Source organism: Saccharomonospora iraqiensis subsp. iraqiensis, assembly GCF_000430445.1.
Classification (GTDB): Bacteria; Actinomycetota; Actinomycetes; order Mycobacteriales; family Pseudonocardiaceae; genus Saccharomonospora; species Saccharomonospora iraqiensis.
On the sequence record NZ_KE387042.1, the window covers coordinates 23,672 to 26,279 of the forward strand.

Consider the following 2,608-nt stretch of genomic DNA (forward strand, 5'->3'; position numbering starts at 1 on the left):
CGAGCGGCGGGCACCCGGCGTCAGCGCGCGGGCGCCGTCCAGCGGAGGGTGGCGGCGATCGGGTCGTGGTCGGACAGCCGCTCGCCGGTGTCGTCGAGGAAGTCGGCCCGGTCGTCGCTGTAGTCGGTGGCGGTCAGGCGGAGGCCGTCGCCGCCGCGGTAGAAGATCTTGTCCACGACCTCGCACCGGTCGATCGTGGTGGTGTCGCACTCCGGGGACGGACCGCCGATCTCCGGTGGGACGCCGTCGTGCACGAGCTCCACCCACGGGTCCCGCAGCCCGTTGTCCGCGACGAACTCCCGCACGATGTCCTCGCCGCTGGTGTAGCGGGAGTTCGTGTCGCCCATGACGACGACGGGGCGCCCGGACGAGTGGGCGGTGATGTGGTCGGACACCTGCCGCAGGTTGCTCCGCCGGGCGGCGTGGTCGAGCGAGCTGTCCCCGGCGTCGGCGTGCAGATTGTAGAAGTCGACGGTGACCCCGTCGGCGATCTCCACCCGGGAGAAGGTGAACCCCTTCGGGGTGAGGCAGTCGGCCTGGTTGATCCAGCAGTCGTCCCAGGTGACGCGCTCGAGATCGCGGATCGGAAAGTTCGACAGCGTGTTCAGCCCGGACCCGAACGGCACACCGCCGCTGGTGGCGGTGCGGTGTGGGTGGTCGTCGGCCTCGTACAGCGCGGCGTGGTAGTTGAAGTCCTCCTGGACGTGCACCACGTCGTAGGGCGCGATCCGCTCGCCGATCACGGGGGTGTTCTCGGCCGGGTCGCTGCCGGAGAGCGGCTCGGGCAACCCGGCGATGTTGTACGTCAGCGCCGTGAACGTCCCGCTCGCCGCCGTGGGCGGGTCCGCCGCTGCCGTCCCGTCCTCCGGGGTCGCGGCTGCCGGGGCGGTGCCCGCCGCGGCGAGCGCCACCAGAGCCATCAGCGGGGTCAGCCGTCTCATGCGCGCCTCCTCGACCGGGTGAGTAAACCTGAGTGAATCTCACGTTCGAGTCGACGATCAACCGCCGAAGGGGGGAACGGGCAGCCGTCGGGCCACCCCCGGTCGCCCGGCGGCGTCGCGTCCGGCCCGGTGTGTGCTCCGGTGAGGCGTCAGCCCGTGACCAGGGCGAGCGCGAGCCCGTCCCAGCCCTTCGTGCCGACCGTCTGCACGGCGGTGGCGTCCAGGCGCGGGTCGGCGGCCAGCAGTTCGATGACCTCCCGGCTGCCCCGCACCGACGGGTCCGGGTCGGTCGCGTCGGCCACCGCGCCGCGGCGCACCACATTGTCCACCACGATCAGCGATCCCGGCCTGCTCAGCCGCACGGCGTGCCGGACGTAGTGCGGGTTGTTCACCTTGTCCGCGTCCACGAACGTCAGGTCGAACGGGCCCTCGTCGTCCAGGGTCGGCAGGACGTCCAGGGCCGCACCGACGCGGATGTCGATCCGCTCGCCCAGTCCCGCCCGTTCGACGTTCGCACGGGCCAGTTCGGCGTAGGAGGGTTCCGCCTCGATCGTCACCACCCGCCCGTCGGAGGGCAGCGCGCGGGCGAGCCAGACGGTGGAGTACCCGGCCAGCGTGCCGATCTCCAGCACACGGCGGGCGCCGACCGTGCGGGCGAGCAGGTGCAGCAGTTTCCCCTGGTTCGCCGCGACGGAGATCGGGGGAAGGCCCGCGCGGTCGGCCGCGCGTTGGATGTCGTCGAGAACCTCGTCCTGCCCGACGAGGTGGCCGTCGACGTAGTCGTCGACCGCCGCCCACCGCTGTTGGTCCGTCACGACGGGCAGCCTACGGCCGGTCGTCCCCCGGGGTGTCGTCGGGAGCGTCGGCCGGCGGTGTGGCCTCCGGCGAATCGGCCTCCAGGACCGTGAAGCGGTCGGTGGCCGGCTCCGTGGCGGCCTCCCCGGGATCGGTGTCCCCGGCCTGCATCACCGCGTCCCGCAGCACGGCGCGGAGGCGGCCCACGTCGAGCGAGGTCAGCACCGCGGCTTCACCCGGTGGGGCGACGAGAACCACCCGGTCGGCGCTGACGAACACCGACAGAGCCCGACGCCGCCCGGCCAGGTCCCGGCAGGTAACGGCCCATTCGTCTCGCACAGCCACCTCGTCCGCCCCCTCGTTGTCGTCGGGACAGACTGTATCGCGCGTCACAGCCGAATGTGATCGTTTCGACCGTTTCCGTCGCGGTCCGTCCCGCGGCGGCGCGGTCAGAAGTCGCGGGCGCTCTCGGTCGGGTGGTGCGGGTGCAGCCGGTGCAGCCGCACCCGGCGGTGGATCCGGATCACCGGGCGTGCGGCCAGCTGGAGGCTGCCCACCAGGAACAGCGCCGTGCCGACGACGACCGTGGCCTCCCAGAAGAACAACACGCTGCCCACCGTGAACCAGAGCGCGATCAGCAGGTCGTTACCGATGCTGAGCAGCTCGTACCGGCGGCGGAGGACGAGTTCCTCGTGCCCGAACCGCAGCGTCAGCGTCCCCTCCGCGTCACCGGAGCGCCCGTCGTCGGCCATGGGATCACGGTGCCACGGCCGGTCGGGATCGGCAGGTCACGTGCCCACCGTTCGGGGGCCGGGCGGCCCGGGATCCCACCACGGGCCTGCGGCGGCTCAGCCCACCGGGGCGTCCGCCGC

At 72.6% G+C, this 2,608-nt stretch carries 3 protein-coding genes and 1 pseudogene; all 4 read right to left on the reverse strand.

Annotation, left to right across the window (positions count from 1 at the left end):
* Nucleotides 1–20: 20 nt before the first annotated feature.
* Nucleotides 21–941 (reverse strand): endonuclease/exonuclease/phosphatase family protein, encoded by a 921-nt coding sequence (locus ACTIR_RS21430; protein WP_034238131.1) that lies wholly within the window; start codon nt 939–941, stop codon nt 21–23.
* A 149-nt stretch (nt 942–1,090) separates the two neighbouring features.
* Complete coding sequence (locus tag ACTIR_RS0103320; RefSeq protein ID WP_026453215.1) at nt 1,091–1,756, reverse strand: O-methyltransferase; 666 nt, start codon at nt 1,754–1,756, stop codon at nt 1,091–1,093.
* A 109-nt stretch (nt 1,757–1,865) separates the two neighbouring features.
* Nucleotides 1,866–2,081, reverse strand: a pseudogene (locus ACTIR_RS27785) (hypothetical protein); the annotation flags it as partial.
* Nucleotides 2,082–2,185: 104 nt separating this feature from the next.
* On the reverse strand, nt 2,186–2,488 hold the full coding sequence (locus tag ACTIR_RS0103330; RefSeq protein ID WP_026453217.1) for a YrhK family protein: 303 nt from the start codon (nt 2,486–2,488) through the stop codon (nt 2,186–2,188).
* Nucleotides 2,489–2,608: the final 120 nt, after the last annotated feature.

What these genes read in the sequence shown, in the direction of transcription:
- ACTIR_RS0103330 (WP_026453217.1), bottom strand. Translation starts at nt 2,488, where the DNA reads ATGGCCGACGACGGGCGCTCCGGTGACGCGGAGGGGACGCTGACGCTG.
- ACTIR_RS21430 (WP_034238131.1), bottom strand. Translation starts at nt 941, where the DNA reads ATGAGACGGCTGACCCCGCTGATGGCTCTGGTGGCGCTCGCCGCGGCG.